This window comes from Cobetia sp. AM6, assembly GCF_009617955.1.
GTDB lineage: Bacteria > Pseudomonadota > Gammaproteobacteria > Pseudomonadales > Halomonadaceae > Cobetia > Cobetia amphilecti.
On the sequence record NZ_AP021868.1, the window covers coordinates 1,640,344 to 1,663,284 of the forward strand.

General features: G+C 56.9%; 20 protein-coding genes. 10 read left to right on the top strand and 10 right to left on the bottom strand.

Annotated features, from left to right (window positions below; translation table 11 throughout):
• Positions 1-38: 38 nt before the first annotated feature.
• The 3 genes from CLAM6_RS07005 (at position 39) to CLAM6_RS07015 (ending at position 4,936) form a co-directional block, all read left to right on the top strand.
• Positions 39-965 carry a HamA C-terminal domain-containing protein gene (locus tag CLAM6_RS07005; protein ID WP_153635541.1) on the top strand — a complete coding sequence of 309 codons (927 nt, stop codon included), beginning with the start codon at positions 39-41 and terminating at the stop codon, positions 963-965.
• A gap of 3 nt (positions 966-968) precedes the next feature.
• Positions 969-3,473: a DEAD/DEAH box helicase gene (locus CLAM6_RS07010; RefSeq protein ID WP_153635542.1), complete on the top strand. Its 2,505-nt coding sequence runs from the start codon at positions 969-971 to the stop codon at positions 3,471-3,473.
• Positions 3,474-3,697: 224 nt separating this feature from the next.
• A complete protein-coding gene (locus tag CLAM6_RS07015; protein ID WP_153635543.1) occupies positions 3,698-4,936 on the top strand; it encodes a pyridoxal phosphate-dependent aminotransferase in 1,239 nt (412 codons plus the stop codon).
• Between the two features lie 77 nt (positions 4,937-5,013).
• Here the strand turns inward: CLAM6_RS07015 and CLAM6_RS07020 are convergent, their stop codons facing one another.
• Together CLAM6_RS07020 and CLAM6_RS07025 are read right to left on the bottom strand one after the other, a co-directional pair.
• Complete coding sequence (locus CLAM6_RS07020) at positions 5,014-5,427, bottom strand: DUF6691 family protein (RefSeq protein ID WP_153635544.1); 414 nt, start codon at positions 5,425-5,427, stop codon at positions 5,014-5,016.
• Complete coding sequence (locus CLAM6_RS07025) at positions 5,424-5,882, bottom strand: YeeE/YedE family protein (RefSeq protein WP_153635545.1); 459 nt, start codon at positions 5,880-5,882, stop codon at positions 5,424-5,426. Before CLAM6_RS07025 ends, CLAM6_RS07020 begins: the two co-directional genes overlap by 4 nt.
• Before the next feature lie 139 nt (positions 5,883-6,021).
• Here CLAM6_RS07025 and CLAM6_RS07030 point away from each other — a divergent pair, with 139 nt between their 5' ends.
• Positions 6,022-6,936 (top strand): LysR family transcriptional regulator, encoded by a 915-nt coding sequence (locus tag CLAM6_RS07030; protein WP_172978644.1) that lies wholly within the window; start codon positions 6,022-6,024, stop codon positions 6,934-6,936.
• 146 nt (positions 6,937-7,082) lie between these two features.
• Here CLAM6_RS07030 and CLAM6_RS07035 read toward each other — a convergent pair whose 3' ends face one another.
• The 7 genes from CLAM6_RS07035 to CLAM6_RS07065 form a co-directional block, all read right to left on the bottom strand.
• Positions 7,083-7,832, bottom strand: coding sequence for an oxidoreductase (locus tag CLAM6_RS07035; protein WP_153635547.1), 750 nt, complete (start codon positions 7,830-7,832; stop codon positions 7,083-7,085).
• 128 nt (positions 7,833-7,960) lie between these two features.
• A complete protein-coding gene (locus CLAM6_RS07040; protein WP_043332225.1) occupies positions 7,961-8,281 on the bottom strand; it encodes a DMT family transporter in 321 nt (106 codons plus the stop codon).
• A 14-nt stretch (positions 8,282-8,295) separates the two neighbouring features.
• Positions 8,296-8,664 carry a DMT family transporter gene (locus CLAM6_RS07045; protein WP_153635548.1) on the bottom strand — a complete coding sequence of 123 codons (369 nt, stop codon included), beginning with the start codon at positions 8,662-8,664 and terminating at the stop codon, positions 8,296-8,298.
• 254 nt (positions 8,665-8,918) lie between these two features.
• Positions 8,919-10,328: an NAD(P)-binding domain-containing protein gene (locus CLAM6_RS07050; protein WP_153635549.1), complete on the bottom strand. Its 1,410-nt coding sequence runs from the start codon at positions 10,326-10,328 to the stop codon at positions 8,919-8,921.
• A 171-nt stretch (positions 10,329-10,499) separates the two neighbouring features.
• Positions 10,500-11,366, bottom strand: a complete 867-nt coding sequence (locus CLAM6_RS07055) for a PAS domain-containing protein (RefSeq protein WP_153635550.1) — start codon at positions 11,364-11,366, stop codon at positions 10,500-10,502.
• Positions 11,363-12,286 (bottom strand): response regulator transcription factor, encoded by a 924-nt coding sequence (locus CLAM6_RS18150; RefSeq protein ID WP_347237579.1) that lies wholly within the window; start codon positions 12,284-12,286, stop codon positions 11,363-11,365. Before CLAM6_RS18150 ends, CLAM6_RS07055 begins: the two co-directional genes overlap by 4 nt.
• Complete coding sequence (locus CLAM6_RS07065) at positions 12,283-13,593, bottom strand: sensor histidine kinase (protein WP_153635551.1); 1,311 nt, start codon at positions 13,591-13,593, stop codon at positions 12,283-12,285. The genes CLAM6_RS18150 and CLAM6_RS07065 overlap by 4 nt, the downstream gene beginning before the upstream one ends.
• A 274-nt stretch (positions 13,594-13,867) precedes the next feature.
• Between CLAM6_RS07065 and CLAM6_RS07070 the strand changes: the two genes are divergently transcribed.
• The 5 genes from CLAM6_RS07070 to CLAM6_RS07090 all read left to right on the top strand — a co-directional run bounded on the left by CLAM6_RS07070 (position 13,868) and on the right by CLAM6_RS07090 (position 20,139).
• The gene (locus tag CLAM6_RS07070) at positions 13,868-16,273 is read left to right on the top strand and encodes a DUF1989 domain-containing protein (RefSeq protein WP_153635552.1); all 2,406 of its coding nucleotides are present in this window, start codon (positions 13,868-13,870) and stop codon (positions 16,271-16,273) included.
• A gap of 352 nt (positions 16,274-16,625) precedes the next feature.
• Entirely contained in the window at positions 16,626-17,984 is a 1,359-nt protein-coding gene (locus tag CLAM6_RS07075) for an ammonium transporter (protein ID WP_153635553.1), read from the top strand.
• A 136-nt stretch (positions 17,985-18,120) separates the two neighbouring features.
• Positions 18,121-18,288 carry a hypothetical protein gene (locus tag CLAM6_RS07080; protein ID WP_153635554.1) on the top strand — a complete coding sequence of 56 codons (168 nt, stop codon included), beginning with the start codon at positions 18,121-18,123 and terminating at the stop codon, positions 18,286-18,288.
• Positions 18,289-18,553: 265 nt separating this feature from the next.
• A complete protein-coding gene (locus tag CLAM6_RS07085; RefSeq protein ID WP_172978645.1) occupies positions 18,554-19,483 on the top strand; it encodes a phosphodiesterase in 930 nt (309 codons plus the stop codon).
• On the top strand, positions 19,483-20,139 hold the full coding sequence (locus tag CLAM6_RS07090; RefSeq protein WP_153635556.1) for an HAD family hydrolase: 657 nt from the start codon (positions 19,483-19,485) through the stop codon (positions 20,137-20,139). Before CLAM6_RS07085 ends, CLAM6_RS07090 begins: the two co-directional genes overlap by 1 nt.
• 224 nt (positions 20,140-20,363) lie before the next feature.
• Here CLAM6_RS07090 and CLAM6_RS07095 read toward each other — a convergent pair whose 3' ends face one another.
• Positions 20,364-21,773 (bottom strand): NAD(P)-binding domain-containing protein, encoded by a 1,410-nt coding sequence (locus tag CLAM6_RS07095; protein ID WP_153635557.1) that lies wholly within the window; start codon positions 21,771-21,773, stop codon positions 20,364-20,366.
• A 919-nt stretch (positions 21,774-22,692) separates the two neighbouring features.
• Between CLAM6_RS07095 and arfA the strand changes: the two genes are divergently transcribed.
• Positions 22,693-22,872, top strand: coding sequence for an alternative ribosome rescue factor ArfA (gene arfA, locus CLAM6_RS07100; RefSeq protein WP_107335003.1), 180 nt, complete (start codon positions 22,693-22,695; stop codon positions 22,870-22,872).
• Positions 22,873-22,941: the final 69 nt, after the last annotated feature.

A 22,941-nucleotide genomic window follows, 5' to 3' on the forward strand; every position in this document is an offset into this window, starting at 1 on the left:
TTTTAGTGATTAAGTTTTGTTGATGGAGGTTTTAAGCTATGGATAGTGTGAAAAATATATCTGACAATTTGGCGATAAAAATAGATGACTTTGTAAATTGTGTTGATAGCTTTGAACATGATTACACTATAGATTCTATTAAAACCACTATCAGATTAAATAGTTTGAAGTTTGATGGGAACAATGTGCCTATGGTGACAGCCTTAGCTGATGTTTTATACTCGTATATTATAGATTATTGTCTTTCCTCTAAAAACACTGAAGAAGCTATAACAAATAGCCAGTATGCACTTTTAGTTAAAGAAGCACGAAGTTTGTTTAGGCGACCTGATATAAGTACAGGTGTTGATGATAAAAGCGGCGAAGCTGGAGAGATATTACTTTTCTTTTTACTTGAAGCTGTTCTAGGAGCCCCACAAATAGTATCCAAGATGGAGTTGAAAACCAATCATAAAGATGAAGTTAAAGGTTCTGATGGCATACATGCTAGATGGAATTCAGACCTAAATATAGTAGATTTTTATTTTGGCGAGGCAAAGTTATACCAAAATGTTAATCAAGCTTTAAAGTCAGCTTTAGCTAGTGTTAGTGGTTTTCATGATATTGGTATGGCTCAACATGAATTTTGTATGGTTACAAAGCACTTTAAATATGCGGATGAAAAAATTAAGGAAGAAATTAAGTCACTGTTTGTAAATAACAACCCGGGGCCAAATGTAAGAGTTAATCATGCTGTTTTGATAGGATTTGATTATGATGGCTATAAGAGCCACATAGATCAGGTTATGTTAGATGATAACGCCAAATTTAAAGACAGATACTTGGCAGATATAGAAAAAGTTATACATCACTTAAGAGAAGAGTTAGTCAAGTTTGATAAGAAATCTCTCGTATTTGAGATTTTTTTCTTACCTTTTCCTTCAGTGAAAGATTTTAGAAACGCTTTTAATAAAGCTTTGGGGTAAAGCATGGTAAAAGATACTACTTTAGAAAAACTGAGAGTCTGCAGCGTTTCTAGTCAGCTCTTCGGTAAACAACCTGGTTCTACTCCAGAAATAAATGAGATGGAGTTCAAACAGCTGTTAAGGTATGCATCTGTTTTGTCTTTATCCGATAAAGATATTGATAAGAGCTTATGTTATGAAATAGCGGTTAGGTTAATTGATGTAAATGTTAGTGCCAAATATGATCTTACTCAAGCTATAGGAATGATTTTTTCTAGATTGGGTAATTTCCCTGGTCGTAAGCTACTTGAAGATAGAGCATCTAATAAGTTAGTAAGATCAACTAGTATGTTGATGTTAGAGCGTTTAGGTCGAGAAGTAGAAAATACTATTTTCATTGATTCAGAAGAAATACGATTAACCGATTTTCAAAGTAAGTTTTACAGCGAATTAAAAAAGAGAAAGTATTTAAGTGTTTCAGCACCTACTTCAGCTGGTAAATCGTTTATCCTTAGCTTAGGGCTGGTAACTGCTTTAAAAGAAAAATTAAACCAGCGTATTGTATATGTTGTACCTACAAGGGCATTGATATCTGAAGTTTCGGATAGAATTAGAATATCTCTAAATGATTATTCTATTTCAGGAGTAAAAGTCAGAACTGCTCCATTTGCACATGAGCTGAATAATTCCGATAGAGGGGTAGTATATGTTTTTACTCAGGAGAGGTTGATAAATTATCTTAGCGAAATAGAACCTAAAGCTAGTCCTATTGATTTGTTGATTGTTGATGAAGCCCATGAGATACAGAAAGGTAAGCGAGGAATATTACTTCAGAGTGCTATAGAATATTTGGTTTTCAAATACAATAATGTTAAAGTTTTATTTTGTAGTCCGTTAATAAATAACCCCGATATATACTTCGAGTGTATAAATGCAACTAGTACCGGCTATTCTTTTGTAGAGGAAGTCTCACCAGTTCTACAAAACGTAATACTCGTAAAAGAAGTTCAAGGTAATGGTAAAAAAGTAGAATTCGATTTGTTGGTTAATGATGCGACTGTAGCATTAGGAGTTAGAGATATTGACTTTCATTTAAGAAATAAAAAACCAACACAAAAGGCAAATCTTGCTTTAAATATTGTTAAGGAAGATGAGTCTATAGTGGTTTTTTCCAATGGCCCATCTGATGCTGAGAAGGTGGCCAAAGAAATAAGCATGAGGAATAAATACATACTAACAGAGAATGTCAGTTCATTTATTGATTTTTTGTACAAGGAGATCCATCCGGAGTATCCACTTATAGATTGTTTAAAAGGTGGGGCCGGCTTTCATTACGGTAAGATGCCATCCATAGTAAGAGCTGGGGTTGAGAATTTGTTTAGGTCTGGTGAAATAAAGTTTCTTTGTTGTACTAGTACTTTATTACAGGGTGTTAATCTTCCTACTAAGCATATATTGATAGAAAGCCCAAAGTCGGGCGATAAACCTATGTCACGCTCGGACTTTTTAAATCTATCTGGACGTGCTGGAAGGCTCTTAAAAGAATTTCAAGGGAATATATGGTGTTTAAGACCGAATAAATGGCAAGAAAGTTCCTATCGAGGTTTAAGATTACAAACAATTAAACCTTCGGTCGATCTCCTCATGGAGGATGGAGGGAAAATAATACAGAGCTTATTAGATGAAGACTCCCTGAATAAAAGTGATTTGGAGCAAGCTGAAGCAGTATTTAGTAAAATTTATCAAGATTATCATTGGCCAAAAAATAAGCACGAGTTAGAGCAATATCGAACAGAAGAGAATTCGAAAGTTTTGGATACAACCATACAAAAAGTATCGGAGCTGAAAATTCTCTTACCAGAAGATATAATTCAAAAAAATAGAAGCATAAGGCCTGATAATCTTCAGAAGTTGTATGGTTTTCTTTTAGAAGCAGAATGTATTGAAGATTATATACCATTGCGCCCTTATGAGGTTGGTTTTATAGCAAGGCTAAAAAACATAATGATTGTTTTTAAAGATGTGTTGGGTTGGAATATAACACAAGGATATATAAATCTACTAAGTCGGGCTGCACAATATTGGATTACTGAACAGCCCCTGAGACAAATTTTAAGTAACCAAGTAGCGTATCATAAAGAAAAAAGCCCTAGTAAAGAAGTTTCTCAGATTATTAGAGATTACTTAAGTATCCTGGATAAAGATATTAGATTTAATGCGGTTAAGTTTTTTTCAGCCTATAGTGATGTGTTGAATAAAGTATGTATGGATTTAAATAAAAAGGAGCTTGCAGAAAACATAGAACCATATCACATATATATGGAATTTGGTTCGTGTAATAAAGATACGCTTAACATTATGGCTTTAGGCTGTTCAAGGTTTACTGCATTATACATAAGCAAAGAAGTTAAGTTCGAGCTCGAAAAAAAAGATGTAGAAAGTTATTACGAGCTACTAACCAAAGTTGATATAGAGAGTATCAATATGCCTGATTTATGTAAAAGAGAATTAAAATCAGTTCTGATGTGATTATATTGCTCCCAATTCATATGCAATATGAGCCCATCCCGAGGGGTTGCCCTTGCCGCGGCGCATGGTTGCGCGATCCGGCGCGTCGTTTCGTTGTGCCTCTCACCAAAGTCTTATACGTTGGTGGTGCTTTATTAGCACATACAAAAACAACGGCTTGCTCCCGATTGCCCGTGTGGTTTCACACGAGGGGAAGGGCAGCAGCGATAGACTAAGGACACACGATGACAGACGTAGTCGAGAAGGATCTGCAGGAGTCTTCTGTGGTTCAGGCGGTTGAGAAGGGCTCTCCATCATCGCGTTCGCGTCGTGGTTTCCTGGGCATGAGTGGGGCGGCAATTGCCGGGGCGGCGTTGGGTCAGTTCCTGCCGGGTATTCCCAGTGCCTTGGCCAAGGAGACAGCGCCTGCGGCGGCGGTGCTCAAGCCTTCCGCCAAGTCACCGGTGCGACTCAACTACAACGAGAACGCGCTGGGCATGGCACCGTCGGCACAGCGCGCCGCAGCGGCATCCATTCCGCATTCCAATCGTTATCCCTTCGCTCATCTGGGCAAATTGCAGTCATTGGTGGCGACTCACCACAAGGTGCCGAGCGAGAGCATTCTGTTCACGCCGGGCTCCTCGGATGCGATTCGTGCCAGTGTGCTGGCCCATGCGACTCCCGATACCCAGCTGGTGATTCCCGAGCTGACCTACGGCGATGGCGCCCTGTATGCCGGCTTCTATGACCTCGCCATTCGCAAGGTGCCGTCCTCGCGCGAGGACTGGTCATTCAAGATTTCCGACATGAAGCAGGCCGTGGCCGACCACTCCGGCCCTTCCATCGTCTATCTGGTGAATCCCAACAACCCGACCTCGACCATCATTTCCAGTGATGAACTGGAGGCCTGGGTCAACGACAGCCGCGACGATACGCTGTTCATCATCGACGAAGCCTACGCCGAATTCGTGAATGACCCGGCCTTCCGCTCCGCGGATCATCTGATTGCTGGTGGCGCGAAGAACGTCCTGCTGCTGAAGACCTTCTCCAAGATTCACGCCATGGCAGGCTTGCGTGTCGGCTATGCCGTCGGCGATGTCGATCGTCTTGAGCACGTTTCCCACTATGTCGAAGACGATGCCATGACGCTGTCATACCCTGGTGTGATGGCGGCGACGGCCTCCATGCAGTCACCGGAGTTTCTGGTCCACAGCAAGCAGAGTAACGATGAAGCGCGCGCCATCTTCACGGCGACGCTCGACGAGCTGGGCTGGTACTATCTGCCGGGGCAGACCAACTTCGTCTTCCATCGTATCTCCAGGCCGCTGAAGGAATTCCAGGCCGCAATGAAGGAACGCCACGTGTTGATCGGGCGTGCCTTCCCGCCGGCGGATGGCTGGTGCCGCATGTCACTCGGTACGCCAGAGGAGATGCACTATGTCGCCGCCGTGTTGCGTGAGATGAAGGCCAAGGGCATCGTCTAGTCGTGACGGTCTCCCTTGCAGGAAGATGAAACGCCCGCCATCTGGCGGGCGTTTGCGTTCAAGGCGGGATTCTCACATCAGCTATTGCGCGTCAGACGAGTGGCCAGCCACCAGCCCACTAGCATCGTCACCAGAAAGCCCGCCAATGGCAGACTCATGGCGCTGCTGGAGACGATGGCAGGCCCGGGGCAGTAACCGCTCAGCCCCCAACCGATACCGAACAGGGTTGCGCCGAGCAGCAGACGGCCATCGATATCGCGACGCGTAGGCAGCTGGAAGCGCTCGCCCAGCAGGGGAGTGCCACGCCGCCATACGAGACGATAGCCGAGGAAGGTGGTGATGACGGCACCGCCCAGCACGAAGATCAGCGTGGGGTCCCAGTCTCCGGCCACGTCGAGAAAGCCGACCACACGTGCGGGGTCGGTCATGCCGCTGAGTGTCAGCCCGAGGCTGAAGACCAGGCCGGTGAGAAAGCCGATGACCGTTTTCATGACGACTCCCCCAGCAAATGTTGGCTCACGAACACCGTCAGCATGGCCACAGCCACGAATACCACTGTGGCCACCAACGAGCGGGGAGAGAGACGCGCGATACCGCAGACACCATGACCACTGGTACAGCCGCCGCCGATGCCTGTTCCGATACCCACCAGCAGACCGGCGAACATCATGCTCAGCACCCCGCTGGCGGGATTGCCGATCAGCGCATCCGTGCTTGCGGCCACATTGCCCCAGTCAAGATTGAGCAGCAGGAGGAGTAGTGGCCCGCTGATCAACCCCAGCACGAAGGCGATACGCCAGCGGCGGTCCGGGCCTGATTCCAGCAGCGCGCCGCGCGTGATGCCACTGATACCGGCGATACGTCCCAGAAAGGCCATCAGCATCACTGCCGAGAGTCCGATCAGGACGCCACCGGCGAGTCCTTTCATGCTGCTTATCATGTCCATGTCGTTCATCCTCGTGTCGCGGTCATCCTGCGGTGCGTCGATGATATGCTCGCGGCTGGTGAGCGCCAACCGGCTGTCTGGCCGGTTGGCTGCACGACAAGGACGCCGACCTTTCGATGGAGAGCACCGCAGGAGCACCATGAACGAACTGACCCAACGCCTGCGCACCTTTCTCAAGGTGGCGGAGCATCAGAGCTTCAACGTGGCGGCGCGGGAGCTGGATATCGCCAGTTCCACGGCGACGCGTCACGTCAATCATCTGGAGCGCCAGCTGGGCGAGCCATTGCTGGTGCGCACCACGCGCCATGTACGGCTGTCGCCGGCCGGCGAGCGCGCCCTGATCCGCTTTCGCGCCATTCTGGCCGAGGTGGATCAACTGGAGGGTGAGCTGGAGTCGTTGAGTGAGCGGGTCGCGGGGCCGCTGCGCATCTCGGTGCCGTGGCGCTATTCGCGCCTCTATCTGGCGCCGCTGGTGAGCGAGTTCATGCAGTGCTATCCCGAGGTAGCCCTGGATATCGTCAGCAGTGACCAGCGGGTGGACCTGGTCGAGGACCACTTCGACGTGGCGCTGCGCATCGGCCATCTGGAAGATTCGAGCCTGATCGCGCGCCATATCAGTGACCAGCGCTTCGTGCTGGCTGCCGCGCCGTCCTACCTCGCCGCCCAGCCGCCTATCCATCAGCCCCAGGACCTGGAGCAGCACCGTCTGCTGACCTTCAGCTATACCACTGCCAATCATCACTGGCGGCTGGTGCAAGGCGATCGGGAGCATCGCATCTCGGTGCGCGCTCGCGCGCTGCGCACCAACAATGCCGACATTCTCACCCAGGCGGCGCTTGGGGGAGCCGGCGTGGTAGTGCAGCCGCTCTGGGCCATTCGGGAAGAGCTGGCAAGTGGCCGCCTGCTGCCGGTGCTGGAGGACTTTCAGGTCACCTCATCGGATTTCGACACCGGTATCCACGTCGTCTTCGCGCGCGAGAATCAGCACAACCCGCGCGTACGTGCCTGGGTCGACTTCCTGCTTGCCCGCCGCGAGCGGCTGTCCTGCTGCTGACAAGCCCTGCCTGACAAGCCCTGTGAGAAACACGCAGTTCACGATGATGAAGGGCCTGGTCTCGGGAGAGATCGGGCCCTTGGCGTTGTGCATGACTTGTTCGCCGATCAAGGCGGTTTTATCAGACTGCCTTCATCAGATAGGCCTCAATAGAGGATATCGCTGCGGATGATGTACTTGGCACCATCGCGGATCGGCTCGCCGGCATGCACGCAGTGCTGCGGATGCGAGCCATGCGGGAAGCACAGTACGCCCCCCTTGGGCGTGGAGACCGAGACCTTCTGGATGTCATCCTGCGACTGGGCCGGCTTGCCGGGGTCGCGACGGCTGACCAGAAACTCGGTGCGCCCGCCGGTATAACCATCGCTCAGGAAGATGAGGAAGGTGTACTGGCTCATCAGGCCCGGATAGGCGTCCTGGACGATCTCGCCATTGATGACGCGGCTGCCCGGCCAGGCGCCATCGGTGTGCGGTTTGAAGAAGTCGGCGGCCTCGTAGCGATAGGCACGAAAGCGCGCATTGATGCCCTTGGCGCCTTCGCCCTGGATCTGCTCGGTCACCAGCGGCGCCGAGCGCTGCCAGATGACCTGATCGACCGCTTCACTGACGACCCAGTTGACGTTGTGGTTGTGGCGTACCGAACGCGGCAGGGAGACGGGCGCATCTTCCTCGAAGCCCATTTCCTCCAGCGCGGCGACGAAGTTGTCGCACTCGGCGGGTGTCAGCACATTGAGCAGCTGGAAGGCCCCCGGGACACCCTCGACTTCCTGACGGACCACCTCTGGCGCCGCGTCGGCCTCGAAGAGATCAGACACGTCGCCGTTGTCGGTCCAGATGGGCAGGGGCGTGGGAGAGAAGCCGCGTTCGTGGCGGACGACATGGAAAGACAAGCTCATGGCAAGGCTCCTGACGGGCAGGTTTTGGAAGATTGCCCGAGAGGCTAGTGCACTGTTGCGGGCAGAAAAAGACGCCGGCCGGCAATTGGTCATTGCACAAATGGCAATAATCAACCGCCGACCGGCGCTCAATGCCCGCCGGAAAGATGCAGGCCGGCAATGGACAGCACGATGACGCCGATGCAGGCCATGCGGCGAAACGAGAAGTGCTCACGCCAGAACAGTACGCCGATGATGGCGCTGACCACGGTGCCGATGCCGGAGAACACGGCATAGGCGATGCCCAGACTGATGGTGTCCATGGCCAGATACAGCAGGCTCAAGGAGGAGCTGAAGCCCAGCGCGACCAGCAACACGCCCATGCGGCGGTGCTGATTGGCGTACTGGTTGAAACCGGTGACGCCGACGACTTCACAGCAGCCGGCGGCGATCAGATAGACCCAATCCATGGCGTCACTCCTGGTCATTCACTGAGGGTGGTCTGCGGTATGGCACTCGCGCGAGATTGCTTGTCGGCAGGCGCGCTGGGGGCCGTCTTGAGCACGATGATGCCGATCAGCATCAGCACCACAAAGCCCAGCGTGGACCACTGGAATTCGAGATCGAAGAACAGCAGGTCGGCCACCACTGTCCCCACCGTGCCCAGGCCGACGAAGATGGCATAGGTAGTGCTGGCGGGCAGTGTCTTGGCGATCTGGGTGACCAGACTCAGGCTGATGATGACCAGCAGCACCGTCAGCGCCCATTCCAGCGGACTGTCGGCGACTTTCAGGCCCGTGGCCCAGCCGATTTCGCACAGGGTCGAGATCAGGAAGTAGAGCGTGATGCGCATGGAGATCGAGTGTCCTTGTGGGGTGTCGGGAAAACGAGGCGTTCAATCGCCAGCGAAAGACATGCGTTGCATGAATGCGGATCTATATGAGTTTTTGTTGATGTTTTGATGCAGGAAAAGGCGGAGGTAACCCCTCCGCCTGTTGTCCCTCCACCTGCTGCCAGCAAGTCGTTGGTGCAGCCTCGTCTGACTCGCGTCCCCGTGAACAGAAGCTCTAGTTAACACAAGCTCTAGTGAACAGTGATAAGAACGCGTCAGGAGGCCAGCGGCGTGGTCGTCGCCTGAGTCGCTGACTCCTCGTCGAGTGGCGTCTCGGCCTCGACCGGCTGGGCCAGATAGGCTTCCAGCGAATCATCCATCGCCTCAAGCCACGGCGTGTGATGCCTGGGTGCCTGGGTGCCGGTCATCAAGGAGCGATAGCCGTGGTCGCGGAAGGTCATGATGTTCTCGTGCTTGTGATGCTCCCACTCGAGGAAGGTGCGATTCACGCCATCGATATCGAAGCTTGGGTAGTCGGTCTCGCTGATCAGCGATTTTACGTAGTCCCCCTGGAAGACGATCATCGCCTCGTCGCTATCCAGCGTTTCCTCACGCTCGCGCCACGCCTGGCTATCGGCTTGCATCGCTGCTTTCGCCGGCAGTGTCTGAGTGCCGAGAATCGCATCGCGTACCCACCAGGCCTGGGCATCGAACATGTTGAAGGTGTACCACTGGTCCTGCATGCCGAGGTAGAAGAGGCGTGGGTTCTCTTCCCACACCACGCCCTTGTAGAGCCCCAGCGGCCACATGCGGTTCTGGGTCTTGAGGCGCAGTGACTCCTCGAGGAACGGGAAATGATGCAGGTAGCCGGTGCACAGGATGATGGCATCGACTCGCTTGTGGCTGCCGTCACTGAAATAGGCGGTATCACGATCGACCTTCACCAGTAGCGGTTTTTCCTCCCAATTATCCGGCCACTTGAAGCCCATCGGCGCGGTGCGATAGCTGGTGGTGATGCTGCGCGCACCGTACTTGTAGCATTGGGAGCCGATGTCCTCCGCGGAATAGCTGCTGCCGAGCAACAGCAGATCCTTGCCCTTGAATTCCAGTGCATCGCGGAAATCATGCGCATGCAGGATACGGCCATTGAAGCTCGAGAATCCGGGGAATTCCGGCACATTGGGTGTCGAGAAATGTCCGGAGGCCACGATGACGTGGTCGAACTCTTCGCTGGTCACCAGATCGAGCGACTGATCATGCACACTGACCGTGAATTGCTGGCTGGCATCATCGAAGGTGACCTGGCGCACTGGGCAGCCGAAGCGGATGTACTTGCGCACTCCGGCCTTCTCGACACGTCCCTTGATGTAGTCGAACAGCACGGCGCGCGGCGGATAGGAGGCGATAGGGCGCCCGAAATGTTCTTCAAAGGAGTAGTCGGCGAACTCGAGACACTCCTTGGGACCGTTCGACCACAGGTAGCGATACATGCTGCCGTGGACCGGCTCGCCGTGGGCATCCAGCCCGGTGCGCCAGCTGTAATTCCACAGACCACCCCAGTCATCCTGCTTCTCGTAACAGACAATCTCGGGAATCTCGATGCCCTTGTCGGCGGCGGATTGAAAGGCACGTAACTGAGCCAGGCCACTGGGTCCTGCACCGATGATCGCGATACGTTGGGTCATGGATACCTTCCTGTTCTTGTTGTGTCTTCATGCGTTATCCGGGGCTTCAGGACGTGATGACGTCGTGAAACGCTGACAACGAAACAGGCTAGCGAGATGTGGTCCGGCTGCACATTGCTCGGAAAGGGTAGCCATAAAGGGGTATGCGATATCGATACCATGCTCTGCGAATCATGCAGAATCCCCTGCCAGGCCCGAGGTGTCGACGACGAAGATGATGCCTTCCACCGCCAGTGGCGTCCCGTCGGGGGAATAGATGCCATGGCCCTTTTCCTGTACTTGGATCACGTCGCCGTCGCGATGGTGAATGCGGTAGGCGAGGGTGAAGGGGGTGCGGGCCTCAAGGGCTGCCTGCACCTGCTCCCACACGCGATCAGCATCTTCGGGATGGATCATCTCCCCGTAGGTGAGGGAGGGATGATCGAGCAGTTGCTGGGGGCTGAGGCCGGTGATGGCCAGGCAGCCGTCACTGATGTACTCCATCGACCAGTGGCGGTTGTTGCGCGCGCGATAGACCATTGCGGGCAGCCCCTTGATCAGCCGTGTCAGGCTGCGCAGGTTGGCGGCGTCGATCTGCTCCTGCTGCACGCGCTCGCTGATGTCATGCACAGTGAGCGTGGCGGGCCAGGGCGATGCCAGCGAAAGTGACTGGCTGCGAACTTCACACCAGCGATAGTGGTGGTCCGCCCCCAAGATGCGCAATCGCCAGCAGTCAGGGCGTTCGCGGCGCGAAACGTGGCGGGCGAGCATGTCCCAGCGCGATTGATCCGCGGGGTGCAGGGCATCGCGCAGGCGCTGCGCTGCCGTGCCGTGTCCCTCCGCCCGAGGGGTGGTTGGCGTGTCTTCTCGTGGGCCGCCTAATTCGTGTCCGCTCAGGGCCTGCCAGCCGCGCGAGGCATACAGCAGGGTACTGTCGGCATCCACTACCAGCACGGCATCACTCAGGCCATCGAGAATTGCCTGTGCGCTGAAGGGCGAGGCAGTCGATGCGGTCGAGGCAATCGAGGCGGAGGCGAACTGTTCAAGAAAGCGCATCATCGCAGGCTCTCCTTTTCGGCCCGTGTCATGGCCTCTTTGGCGCTTGCCGCGTCCTTGGCGGGCGCTCGGCTGCCATCACTCGCTGGCGTCAGCGGGTGGGCGTAGACCCAGGCGGCCAGCTCCAGTCGTGAATGCAGGTTCAGCTTGCGCAGCAGATTCTTGACGTAGACCTTCACCGTGCTGTCACTGATGCCCAGTTCGCGGGCAATCAACTTGTTGCTGAGGCCGCGCCCGATCCATTTGAGGGTATCGCGTTCACGCTCGGTCAGGCCTTCGTACCAGTCGGCTGTCGCGGGCCAGTCAGTTGTCGTGGGTCGGTCGAGTGCGGGGGCCCCGTCGGGCGTGGAGCCACCAGGGGTATTCGCCGCGGCGGGCAGCGCCTCGGCCTGCTTCCGCTCCTGCTCCTGTTTATGTGTATATGCTGGCGAGTGTTCCTCGCGCTGGCGGTGATCCTGCTGCAGGCGTCTGGCCAGCAGCAGCAAGGTCTCTTCTTCCAGCCCCAGCTTGCCGTCGACCACGGCCTGAAGGCGCTCGAGTATGCGTTCGGGGTCGGTGTCCTTCATCAGGTAGCCATCCGCCCCTTGCTGGATGGCATCCAGCAGGTGGCGGCTGTCGTCGGATGCGGTCAGCAGCACAACCTTGAGAGCGGCATCACGCTGCTTGAGATGGCGCATCAGGGTCAGGCCATCAAGCTGCGGCATCTGCCAGTCGACGATTACCAGCTCCGGGGAGAGGGTGGGTAGGGCATCAAGCAGGTCGGTGCCGTCATCGAAGTCGGCCACGACCTCGAACAGGCCACCTTCACTCAAAAGCTCGGCAAGCCCGCGCCGAAACAGCGGGTGGTCGTCGACGAGCACGACTCTTGTCGGGGGTGTCGAGGGCATCTGGTGTGTCGAGGATGTCTGGCGAGTCACGGTCATGTGTCGCGGCGCTCCCAGCTCAGTGTCACGCGGGTACCGCCCTGGCGGGGTTGGGTAATGGCGAAGTCGGCTCCGATCTGGTATGCGCGATCCTGCATGATGCCCAGTCCGAAATGGGCGGGGGCGATGTCAGCAGGGTCAAAGCCGCAGCCGTTGTCCTCGATGGTCAGCAACACTCGCGCCGCCGGTGGATGCCCAGAGGATTGGTAGAGCAATTGCAGGCGCAGGTGGGTGGCTCGGGCATGGCGCACGCTGTTGGTCATCGCTTCGCGCACGATGAACATCACCTGCAGGGCCTGGGCATCGGGGAGGTGCAGCGACTGGATGCGGTTGTCGAGCTCGAACACCATCCCCGAGCGTGTCTCGAATTCCTCGATCAAGTTGTCCAGCACACAGGCCAGCGGCGCGTCTCCCCAGGTGGCGTGCGCACCGTTGATCAGTTCCCGGGTCTGGCGGAAGGCGCGCCGGGCCTGGGTATGCACGTCCTCGGCCAGTGCCTGCACGTCCTGTGGCGCATGACGAGCGGCGCGAGTCAGGCGTGCGCTCTGCATCTGCAGATAACTCAATTCCTGGGCGAGGGTGTCGTGCAGCTCCGCGGCCAGATGTCGGCGTTCGTTCTTCAGTGCCTGCGCCACCGCTGATTTCGTGTCTTCGGCATGACGCGCCTGTTGCTGCTGATGCAGTGCCAGGCCACGGCTCAGGGTATTGATGACGACGTTCGCCAGCCCTGACTCGATGGCTGCGGCTGTCGGCTCTCCAAGCCACAACCAGTCATCGCCCGTCGCCCCTCTGCCCGTCTCCCCTCTATCAGTGGCGTCCGTGAGGGCGATCAGCAAGCCACCTGGCGTGCCGTCCATGTCAGACACCTGCTGTCGGGCGTCGGGATCGCGACCGCGACTGATATCCCTGACGACTTCCTGCAATCTCTCACGCGTAGCGGCTGGCAGGGCGAGGCCAATGGGGGAAATCACCTCATGGGTCGCCTGACCGAGGGCGCGATGCACGACACAGAGTTCGCCAGTTGCGAAGTGAGCCGCACCGCTGTCAAGACAGCCGTTCAGCATGTCCAGCAGCTCTCTCAGCACGGATGGCAACGCCTCCTTGAGGTCAGCGCAGGTAGCGATGTGCAAGGTGATGGCATCGAGGTGGTGCCTGTCACGCAGATCAGGCGGCGGGATGGTAGCAGGATGAACGGGAGGCTCGGCACCGGCGGGACAGACTTGTGCGCGCTGGGCTTCAAGGCGATGGGCTATCCCTTGCAATGCAGGCGCCTTGCCTGCCTTCGATGCGCCGAGACTGAGTGCCATGCGAGTTCCTCTGTCGTTTCGCCGCCCCTGCGGCGCGCCCTGATTCGAGTGTCACACCAGCAAGCTTCATGCCAGTGAACGGCTTACCCCTTCATGGGTACCTCTCTTGATGGATTGTCGACGCCTCTACTGTGAGTAAATTTAATTAACCATGAAGAACGTGGTGCGTCACAGAAGGGGGCATGCACCATCCAGGTACATCGGGGAGCTGCTTCGCCCCATCACGTGTGCAACGCCGAACCCACTTGCCATGACAACAAGAGGTATCACCACGATGGAGCTTGCAGTCGAGATACCCGCTGCCACGCCGTGCCAGCCGTATCGTTACCGAATACCCGGGCTGGATGCGCTGGCGCTGGAGCTGTCGCCGGGAGACAGCGTGCAGGTGTCATCTGCCGATGGGGCCCAGGCCTGCGAGTGGCTGCTATTGCCGCCAGGGGGGCGGGAGGGACAGAACAGTGTGGCTGAGGCTGGAGAAGCAGGCGCTGGAGAGGCTTCAGACAACGTCGATGCAGTGATACTCGCGCGCTACGCCAGCATCACCTGTCTGGAAGAACATGCCTTTGCCAGCCAGCCGCAAGGGGGAGAAGAGGGTGAGGCCGAGCAGGCACGAAGCCCGTTCACCCAGCAGCGTCTGGCAGCGCTGGGAGTCGCGCAGGTGCCATTGTCGCAGTGGCAGAGCCTGTCAGCCGCCGGGTTGCCGGCCGAGATTCGCTGGCCTCGTGAAGCGCCAGCCGCGCGCCTGATTCTGCTGGCCCCCGGCAATGACATGTTGCTCGATGGCAAGCATCTGGCCACTGAGCTTGAGGTCGCGCACTTCTGCGAGGGGCTGGTGGGGCAGGAGCAGCTGCCAGTGCCATTGGCGCCGATCAAGCAGGAGACGAGAGTCGCGGCGGGCACGGTCGAGGTCTATGAAGTCAAGAAGGGCGAGTGGATCCAAATCATCGATGTCGCCGGTCGTCAGTGTTCCGACTTCGTGGCCTTCGATGCCAATGCCTGGGCACAGGGCGAGGAGCTGGGACTGGATGGCGGTGCCACGCGCAGCCTGTCCGGCCACTGCATGCCAAATCCGGGGCTTTATTCAGTGTTCTTCGATCAGCACATGCACCCGATGCTGGAAGTCGTACAGGACACGGTGGGCCGCCATGACAGCTTCATGCTGGCCTGTTCGCCGCAGTATTACGAACACCACGGCTACTTCGGCCACGATAGCTGCACGATCAACTTCAACAATGCCCTGTCCGCGTCTCACGGCATCCGACAGCGCGCCAGCTGGCCGGCGATCAACTTCTTCTTCAATGCCTATGTCGAGCCCTGCGGCACTCTGGCGGTGGATGAGCCCTGGTCGCGTCCCGGTGACTATGTGCTGCTGCGCGCCGACCGTGACCTCATCTGTGCCTCATCGGCCTGCCCGGACGACATCGATGCCGCCAATGGCTGGGTGCCGACCGATATCCATGTGCGTATCTACGCCGCTGAACATGACTTCCCCCGCGGTATCGCCTATCGCAACCGGCCCGAGGAATTGCCGCGCATGACACTGCCCACCGCCTTTCACCCCTGCACGTCCGCCTTGACCAAGCAGTTCATCGATTACCACGGCTACTGGCTGGCCACCCATTACGAAGGGTGGGGCGCGCGGGCCGAGTATCTGGCCTGCCGCGAGCGGGTCGCGATGATGGACCTTTCGGCACTGCGCAAGTTCGAGGTCGCCGGACCGGACGCCGAACGCCTGCTTCAGTACGCGCTGACGCGCAATGTGCGACGGCTTTCCATTGGCGAGGTGGTGTACTCGGCCATGTGTCAGGAAACCGGCGGCATGCTCGATGACGGTACCCTGTTCCGCATGGGCGAGCAGACCTTCCGCTGGATCTGTGGTGATCCGGCCAGCGGCCAGTGGCTCAGGGACCTTGCCCAGCGCCAGGGCTATCGCGTCACGGTGCGTGATTCCACCCATCAGCTGCACAACATCGCCTTGCAGGGGCCGAAGAGTCGTGAGGTGCTGGCGCCGTTGATCTGGAATGCGCGTACCCAGCCGGACGTCGAAGGGCTGGGCTGGTTCCGGTTCATGATCGGTCGTCTGTCAGGCCCGGATGGCATCCCGATGATGGTGTCGCGTACCGGCTATACCGGTGAGCTCGGCTATGAAGTCTGGTGTCATCCCAAGGACGCCCCATCCGTGTGGGAGGCGATCTGGGCGGCGGGTGAGCCTCATGGCATCGCGCCACTGGGACTGGATGCCCTCGATATGCTGAGAATCGAGGCGGGGTTGATCTTCGCCGGCCATGAATTCTGCCCGCAGACTTCCCCCTATGAGGCGGGCATCGGCTTCACCGTGCCGATGAAGAGCAAGGAGGATGACTTCGTCGGGCGGGCAGCGCTGCAACGCGAGACGCCGGAATCACGGCATCGTGTGATGGGCCTGAAGGTGGCCAGCAGCGAGCTGGTCAGCCATGGCGATCTCGTCTATCACGGCCGCTATCCGGTGGGCGTGGTTACCAGTGCCACCCAGTCGCCGCTGCTCGGTCGCTCCATCGCGATGTGTCGCCTGGCGCCGGACTTCGCAAGCCCGGGTACCCAGCTCGAGATCGGCCAGCTGGATGGCCATCAGAAGCGCCTCGCCGCAGAGGTGGTGACATTGCCCTTCCATGACCCTGAGCGCCTCAAGGTGCGTAGCTGATCCTTCTGCAATGAGGGGGAGCATGAGAGAGGAGTCGCGAGCAATGACTTGCGTATATGCAGCGCCCTGCAAGTCATCTCTCGGTGCATGCCGTGACCGGCATGCCTCATTAATGCCCATCCTCCTCGCAGGGAAGGCTTCAGGGGCTTCATATCTGAAGAGGAGTTCTCGGTTTCAAGAATAATTCAGTGAAAACAGAGAGTTGCTGAGGGTGGTCAATTTTGATCATCTGGCATGTCGCTTGCTTTATCCAGCAGGTCCCCTTGAAAAACAACAACAACCCCCGGACGGGCAGTGTCGCTTGCACAGTGAAGCGCGCTGATCCACAGGCTCCGGTAAAGGAGAAAAGACGATGGATGAAAAGACGTTGCAAAGCATATTGGATATGCATCAGGCGATGAACATCGAGGTGTTCTATTGGTGGTGTACCGCCATCATGTTCCTGATCCATGCAGGCTTTCTGGCCTACGAGATAGGTGCCTCCCGTTCCAAGAATGCCTTGGCATCCGGCATGAAGAACGTGCTGACGCTGGCCTCGATCATCCCCGCCTTCTACTTCGTGGGCTGGTGGATCTACAACGCCTTCCCCAACGGGCTGATCCCCATCGAGGCCTCCGCCGCTCTGCCGTGGAGCGCGAGCATGCGACCCGACGCCGATGACATGGGCACCGGCATCTTCTTCGCCGCCTTTGCCCTGTTCGGCGCGACCACCGGCTCCATCCTCTCGGGGGCGGTGATCGAACGCATCCGTCTGGGGGCCTTCCTGATTCTGGCAGTGATTCTCGGTGCCGGTGTCTGGATCATGGCGGGCGCCTGGGGCTGGCATCCGGATGGCTGGATGCTGCACAAGCTGGGCTACCACGATGTCGGCGCCGCCGGTGTGGTGCACGCCGTGGCCGGCTTCTTCGCGCTGGGCGTGCTGCTCAATCTGGGCGCGCGTATCGGCAAGTACAGTGACGATGGCAAGCCGCAGGTGATCGCGCCGCACAACATGCCGATGACCTTGATCGGCCTGATGCTGATCATCGTCGGGTTCTTCGGCTTCCTGGGCGGCTGCATCATCTTCAACACCGGTGATATCGGCTGGACCACCATCTACGGCAATCGCACCAACCTCTCTGCCTTCGCCTTCAATACCCTGATGGGCTTCGGTGGCGGCGTGATCGGTGCCTATCTATCCTCGCGTGACCCGTTCTGGACCATGTCCGGTGCACTGGGCGGCATCATCACCGTCGCGGCGGGGCTGGATCTCTACAACCCGGGGCTGGCCTTCGTGCTGGCGGTCACCGGTGGCGCCCTGATGCCGAAGATCGGCGCGCTGCTCGAGAAGCGTGGCCTGGATGACTCCGTCGGCGCCTTCGCGGTGCATGGCTTCTGCGGCTTCTACGGCGTGGTACTGGTGGGTGTCTTCGCCGCTGGCTTCCCGAATGTCGGCGAAGGCGTGCCGGACATCTCCTTCACCGGCCAGCTGACTGGCGCAGTCGTGATGGCAGTGACGGGCTTCGTGCCGGGCTGGGGTGTCGCCTACGTGCTCAAGAAGCTCAATCTGCTGCGTGTGCCGCCGCATGTCGAAGTGCTCGGACTGGATCTGTTCGAAGTCCCGGCCAAGGCCTACCCGGAGAGCATGGCAACCGAGTCATCTTCCAGTGTACCGGCTCGTTCCGGTGGGGTGGTCGCGGCGCCAATGGACAAGCGTCCGGACATCAGCTGAGCCTTGGTAGCTGAGTCCCGGCGCACCTTCTGAAGGGGCCGGTCTGTCGAGATGATGTCGAGATAAGAGCTGACTGGCCCCGTTATTGCAGTACTGGTAGAGCCAACCGATATTCGCTTTCGCAAGGAGCCTTGCAATGGAAACTGTCGATACTGTGGTACACGCTGGCAACTACGCCTTCTTCTTCAGCAACTCTGGCGCCGTAGCGGTGTGCCTGCTGGTCGCCGCTGGCGTCTGCATTGCGCTGAGCGCCAACATCCTGCGTCACGAGAAAGCATCCTTCGAGAGCAAGAAGACGCCGTGACCCTCCGAGGATCACGACCCTTGCGCGGGCACTAGGTGCTTGCCAACGGTGCTTGCCAATGACACATCAAACGCCGCAGCGCTCAGCGCTGCGGCGTTTTTGATAGGAGTCGTGCACCCGAATGACTTTGCGCGAAGCCCGAACGACTTTACGTGAAGCCCGAACGACTTTGCGCGAAGAGAGCGTGGTGCGCGTCACGCAGTCGTCACCTGAGAGCTTGATAATGGCGGCCCCTCAAGGTGGCACTCATGGAACGCGCGATAGCATGAAATTGATTCATCTGACCGACACCCATCTGGTCGCTCCTGACAAGCGACTTTACGGGCTGGACCCACGTGCACGGCTGGCGGCTGCCGTCGCCGATATCAATCTGCACCACGGCGATGCTCAGGGCGTGATCATCAGCGGTGACCTGACCGATCGCGGTGAGCCGGCCGCCTTCCAGGCGCTGCGTGAGGTGCTGGAAGAACTGTCGATGCCGTATTTCCTCGGCATGGGCAATCACGATGCGCGTGAGACTCTGCAGGCCGCCTTCCCGGAGCTGCCCCGTGATGACGGAGGCTTCGTACAGTATGCGCATGCCTTCGGCCCCGACACCGATGATTGCGTGCTGGTGATGCTCGATTCAGCCGTCGCGGGTGAGCATGGCGGTCTGTTTTGCGAGTCCCGTCTGGCGTGGCTGGATGCCTGTCTGGCCGCGCATCACGATCGCCGTATCCTGCTGGCGCTGCATCATCCGCCCATGGCCCTCGGCATCCGTTATATGGACGACATCCGCTTGCAGAATCCACAGGCGCTGCATGAGGTGATCCAGCGGCATGGCAACGTCGAGCACTTGCTGTTCGGGCATGTGCATCGTCCGGCCAGCGGTGTCTGGCGGGGGCTCTCGTTCTCGACCTTGCCGGGCGTCAATCATCAGGTCGGACTGGATCTGGCCTCCGCAGCGGACTGTCTCGCCGGCAGTCATGAGCCGCCGGCCTATGGCGTGCTGATGATAGGCGAGGAGCAGGTCGTCAATCACCTGCACCTCTACATGGATGACAGTCGCCGCTATTTCTTCCACGACACGCTCGAAGCCGCCCAGTCGCTGGAGGCGCTCGATGAATTGATCGCTCTGCAGCGCGATGAGCGGATTCCGACTCGCGAGCGCGAGCCGTTGAGCAATACCTTGCAGGCAGCTGAGGCAGCAAAATAATGAACAAGGCGTTATATGTCTTTGATTTTGATGGTGTGATTGCTGACAGCCTGACACTGTGCCTCAAGGCCTGCACACATGCGGCGCATCTGGAAGGGCGGACGATCGTGCTGGAACGCGATAGCTGGGAGTCGCTGGACAACGTGACCTTCGAGGAGATGGCGCGTATGCAGGGCTTTGCGGGCGAGGCCGTCGCGCGCTTTGCCGCACATGTCTTTGCCTATACCCGCCAGGCGACGCCGCCGGCGGTCTTCACCGGCATGCGCGAGGCCTTGTCGGCACTCGCCGAACAGGGCGACGTCATGGTGCTGTCGGCCAATCACAGCGAGATGATTCGTGCCACGCTCGCCGCCGCCGGCCTGGCGGATTGCGTGTCACAGGTGCTGGGCGGTGAGATCGCTGGCAGCAAGGGGGCCAAGCTGGCGCGTCTGTTGGCAGCGCCGCAAGTGGCGGTGGAGCGCAGCTGGATGGTGGGCGACGCCGTCAGCGACATTCGCGCCGCGCACGAGGCGGGGTGTCGTGCCGCTGCGGTCAGCTGGGGATGGCAGAGCCCCGAGCGCCTGGCCAGCATGGCGCCGGAGCGGGTCATCGCGCAGCCGCAGGCGTTGATATCACTTTGCGATATGCCAAGCAGCGACAGTCGCGAAGCGGTATAGGGCGTGAGCAGGGCGGCCGCAAGGCGCAGGCCTTTGCGCAGCTTGCTCTGATTCACTCATGCACTTGTGAGCTGCTGCACGTGTGAGCTGTTGTACTTGTGAAGTGATAGAACGATGCCGCCGAGTCGTGTCATGACTCGGCGGCATCGTTGCCTGGCGGATCAGGAAGCTCGTCGTCTCAGATGGCTTGCTCGCTCAGACGGCTGCTTGCTGTGACGGCCTGCTCAGGCGTCGTCAGTCGTGAGCTGCGCGGTGGTAGCTCTGTCGTCGCCCGTTTGTCTGGCGCTCTTGTCGGGCTGCGCCAGGAAGGCTTCCAGTGAATCATCCATCGCGTCGAGCCAGGGCGTGTGATGAGGAGGGGCCAGTGTGCCGGTCATCAGCGAGCGATAGGAGTGATCACGGAACGTCATGATGTTCTCATGCTTGTGATGTTCCCACTCGAGGAAGGTGCGATTGACGCCGTCGATATCGAAGCTCGGATAATCCGTCTCCGAGATCAGTGACTTAACGTAATCGCCCTGGAACAGGATCATTGATTCATCACTGTCCAGAGTCTCTTCCCTGTCACGCCATGACTGACTATCCGCCTGCATTGCCTCGCGGCTGGGCAGCGCGATTTCCCCGAGAATCACGTCACGCACCCACCATGCCTGGGCATCGAACATGTTGAAGGTGTACCACTGGTCCTGCATGCCGAGATAGAACAGGCGTGGGTTGGCTTCCCAGGCAGCGCCCTTGTAGAGACCGAGCGGCCACATGCGGTTGCCTGTCTTGAGGCGCAGTGGCTCATCCAGGAAGGGGAAGTGGTGGAGGTAGCCGGTACACAGGATGATGGCATCGATCTTCTTGCTGGTGCCATCGCGGAAATAGGCAGTGTCGCGGTCCACCTTGAGCAACAGCGGCTTCTCTTCCCAGTTGTCCGGCCAGGCAAAGCCCATCGGGGCGGTGCGATAGCTGGTGGTGATGCTGCGAGCGCCATATTTGTAGCACTGTGAGCCGATATCTTCGGCAGAGTAGCTGCTGCCGATCAGCAGCAGGTCCTTGCCCTTGAATTCCAGCGCGTCGCGGAAGTCATGAGCATGGAGAATACGGCCATTGAACTGCGAGAACCCCGGGAATTCCGGAACATTGGGAGTCGAGAAGTGACCGGAAGCGACGATGACGTGATCAAACTGCTCCTGAACGACCGCATCGGCCTGCAGATCATGGACACTGAGGGTGAACTGCTCGCGGGTGTCGTCAAAGCTGACGTGGCGCACCGGGCAGTTGAAGCGGATGTACTTGCGCACGCCTGCCTTCTCGACCCGACCCTTGATGTAGTCGAAGACCACCGCACGTGGCGGGTACGAGGCGATGGGATGCCCGAAATGCTCCTCGAAGGAATAATCCGCGAACTCCAGACATTCCTTGGGACCGTTGGACCACAGGTAGCGATACATGCTGCCGTGGACGGGTTCACCATTCTGATCGAGACCGGTGCGCCAGCTGTAATTCCACAGGCCACCCCAGTCACTCTGTTTTTCATAACAGACTATCTCGGGAATATCGATACCCTTGTCAGCGGCAGATTGAAAAGCGCGCAGCTGTGCCAGGCCACTCGGCCCTGCGCCAATGATCGCAATGCGTTTTGTCATGGGTATTTCCTGTTGAGACTGTAATGAGACGTCATGTTCCGTGAACCCCGTGTTGCGGGATGTCGTGTTGACCAGGTGCTTTTTCCTATGTAGTGGAACGCGATAATAATGAACATTATCCAGCGCTTGGGTGGCCTGGAAAGGTAAGAAAACCAGTTGACTGGCCACTTGTAATTTCGCTGAACCTGAACACGGAAGCCGTATTTTTCTTGCCTTGAGGGCATCCTGCGGCTCACGGAACGTGGGGCATCCTCGCAGAAATGATGCGTCATCTCAAATGTGAAGCATTGATTATGAGTGTATGAAGTGTACACGATAACGAGAGTATTTAGACTTTAGTTGCAAGATTGTTTTAGGTTGTATCTCTTTACAAAGGTCAGGAAGAAGGATGTGGTTTGTTGGCTCATGGTTGCGGTGGTTTTTGTTCAAGTTATTGATTTAGATGATATTTTTATATTTCTGAGGTGGTTTTGCATGGAATTGTCCAGCTTGTTATCTGTGTGAAAAAACTGGCTTGTTTTCTGTGTAGAAAGAAAGAAGATTTTCGTGTTGCAATGCCGATTCCAGGCTGGATGAATTTTTGACTTTTCAAGGCATGCCGAGTCAAACGGCTGGAGGGGGATAGCCTGTTCGTCAAGCAGGTAGGTGCTCGTAATTTTGAGGTTTGGGGTAAACAAGGGAGTGCGAAGGATGGAGGATTGGTATCAGAGTAGTGAGTGGCGGGTGAATGGAGAAAGATCCAGGGGCCGAAGGGAAAAGGGTGACAGATTATGGAATGATTCTCGCTGGAGGAATTTCTAGAGTATCTGCTGGTGTTCACTCGCCAGGCCAGCGACGAGAGGGCAAGCGGAGGTTGATCACTTTACATGCCGAAAGGGCGTATACTGGGTGTGATAGAGAAGCTACAGGAGAAGACACCATGACTCACAAGCGCAAGGTGCAGGACAACGCCCTCAAGGCAGTGCTGCGTACCCCGATGTTCAAGCAACGTGTGGTGAAGGCGCGCAAGGGCAAGGGCAGCTATCAGCGCCAGGGCAAGTCGCAGGGAAACAGGGGCGGCAGTGAAGCGCCTTCAGTCAGTGTGCACAACGCTGCCTGAAGACGCTTCATTGGTGCGGTTTCCCACGACCTGACTTGCATCACTGCAAGGGGCTGAAACATGAACGCC